This window comes from Microcystis sp. M53603_WE2, from assembly GCF_030065435.1.
Genome location: NZ_JASJFF010000780.1, coordinates 1 through 2,738, shown reverse-complemented (window position 1 = coordinate 2,738; position 2,738 = coordinate 1). Strand labels below are relative to the sequence as shown.

Here is a 2,738-nt window from a genome sequence, read left to right as displayed (position 1 = left end):
CAACCCTTATCCTGACTTGATTTCAGTTTTTTCTTTGTCAGTAAGGGTGTCAACAAGGAATATTACAAATTGTTAACCGAGTCTTGAAAGCCTTGTGCTACAAAGGTTTGAAATGTTAAGAAAGATGTGACTAATGGACAGCTTAATAAGGGTGGTGCCGATCCCCCCTTAGTCCCCCCTTGATCTCCCCTTAATAAGGGGGGCATCTGATAATTTTTAACGCCTAACTACTTAAATCCCCTGAGTATAGGCTACATATCAGGAGAGGCAAAGGGCAAAACCGAGAATAAATAATCAGTTTTTAATAACCGGATTTAGGATTAGAGTGATTTACCAGGTAAAACCAGATCACCAGTTAGATGGCGATAATCCTGTTTTATCCCTGAAATTCCGTCAAAACCCCATAGATAGCCCAGATAGCCATGGCGCGTAAATAATGACAAGCACGAAAAGTTCCCACCGATGTTATTGCTTCCGGGGTGCGAAATTGTAAGCCATTTTCATAGACTTGTTTCACCACCGCTTCTGTAATTTGCCATCCTTGCTTTTCCATTCCCATTTGTAGTAAAAAAGCCACCAACCCAAAATTAATTCCTACCCAAACTTCCAAGGGATGAGTTGCCTCGGGATTTTCGGGAGTACCATCGGGTTTTAACCCATTGGCCGCCCCAAATTTTCCCCCATGAAACTTGAGAAAACAGGCCTGATAAATCTTACTTAAAGCTGATTGCGTGTATTGATTTTCTACCACATCTGGTAAACTCAATAAACGAGCATAAAATTGACCGCATAATTGGTCAGTCATCACCACATCGGAACCACTGCCACTATCTAAATTATAATATTCTCCATTCCAGAGAGTCTGATGATAAATAGCGCGAGATTGCTGTAACCAACTGGTAAAAATTGCCGTATCTTCTCCAATGATTTCGCCAATTTTAATCGTTGCTTCTAGGGCCGCTATCCACAAACCACCGCAATAGGCACTAATTCCCTGTAAACGCCAATCATCAAAGGTTTGGTCTGGTGCGCCAGAATTTTCGGGAATCCCATCATTATCAAGGTCAAAAGTTTTTAAATATTGCAAAGTCAGGACAATTGACGGCCAACATTCCCGCAGAAAATCCTCATCTTTAGCCCCCGTTAATAAATAATCCCGATAGACTAATAAAACAAAATCACTGCCTAAATCTTTCCAGAGATTACAATCTTGATAACTGGTGTAATTGCTCTTTTGCCAAGGGTGTTCATTGGGTGCGCCTAAATCGTGGGGAGTGGCATTTTTGGCCTTACGAATGGCACTAGCTTGGTTATATCCAATAATCCGAGGAGTATCGTCACTGCTGGGAATTGCCCTCGAAAAAGCTTCCATGACGGCCTTTTCTAAGCGCGGCCATAACATCAATAACCCAAAGGAACCATAGAGACGCACATCCAGACTTTCATACCAACGATAATCAATACATTCTAAGACCCCAAATTGACCGATAGGATCCTGTTCCGTGGCTGCCGTCCAGAGAGTGCCGCCGTCAGTTAGGAGGTATAATTCGTTAAATAAAGCCATTTTAAACCAATCGGCCAGATCGCTGCGTTCTAGGATCGGTTTTTGCCAGTTAATAATATTTTCTCGCCATGTATCGCCGTGTTTTAAAGCCGTGCGTACCATCGCCCAAGCATTTTGACCATTGCGACCGAAAAAGTCCGTATAACGACGATAATAGTTAATTCCTTGGGCAAATTCGGTGACTGGTAAATCCCAAGCTAAAATAAAAGGAATTTTGCGAGTTTTCCCCGGACGAATGGTAAAACGAATCGCCATGGCCGTGGCCGTTTGTTCCCCTTTTTCGGCGGGGGTTTCGTCCTCAATATCCGGTAAAGAGCCATTCATGGCGAAATAGTCCCAAACTTCGCCACCATCGCCCGCAGGGTTCCATTTACCCAGATAGAATACCTCTAGACTCGGATTAGTAATACTGGCAATCGCCATCTGTCCATCCCCTTCCCCGGGGTTTTCGTAATCCCGACGCATCAGACAGCCAACGCGGAAATTATCGACAATCCATTGATTATAATTACCCTCACTTTCCCCCCATTTTGATTGATATTCATAGACGGGACTACCATCATCTCTCACTTTAACCACTGGGGATTTAATCGCGTTAGTAAACCAACCGATTGTATTTTGCCAAGTCAGCATAATACTAATAGTAATCGGTTTATCGGTGGGATTATGAGCCGTCCATTCAAATAGGGCTATAGGATAACTACTTTCTTGATAATTATGCGCCCAAACCGGTGAGAATTGTTCGCAAATTAATTGAGTCTGAAAAACATCTTTGTACTCGTACCAACTGCGGGGATAAAGGGCAGAATATGTTCCCTTTTCGGCTGGATACCACGACCAGCGCGATAAAGTTCCATCCTTGGGGCTTTCCGTCGCCATAGCGTAGGCTTGGGCGCTTCCGTCTTCTGTTTGTTCAAAAATGCTAAATTGACAGGCCGCAAGGCTATTAAAACTGTGTTCACCACCGTCCAGATGCCAGAGATTAAAGTCACCTTTGGGGGAACGTCCGATGCAACCGGCCCCAAATCCCCCCAGAGGCATCCCATGCCAAGGACCATCATCTAAATTGCTGGCATAGCGGACGCTGTAGGGTTTTTCCCAACCTTTGCCTAGAGGACGTTTCCAAGCAGCGGCGGGAATTTCTGGAAGGGAGACGAGATTAAGCATAGATGTT

At 44.2% G+C, this 2,738-nt stretch carries 1 protein-coding gene; it reads right to left on the bottom strand.

Going from position 1 to position 2,738, the window contains the following annotated elements; genetic code table 11:
• Positions 1-376 precede the first annotated feature (376 nt).
• Positions 377-2,731, bottom strand: coding sequence for a GH116 family glycosyl hydrolase (locus tag PX481_RS16735; RefSeq protein ID WP_288095076.1), 2,355 nt, complete (start codon positions 2,729-2,731; stop codon positions 377-379).
• Positions 2,732-2,738: the final 7 nt, after the last annotated feature.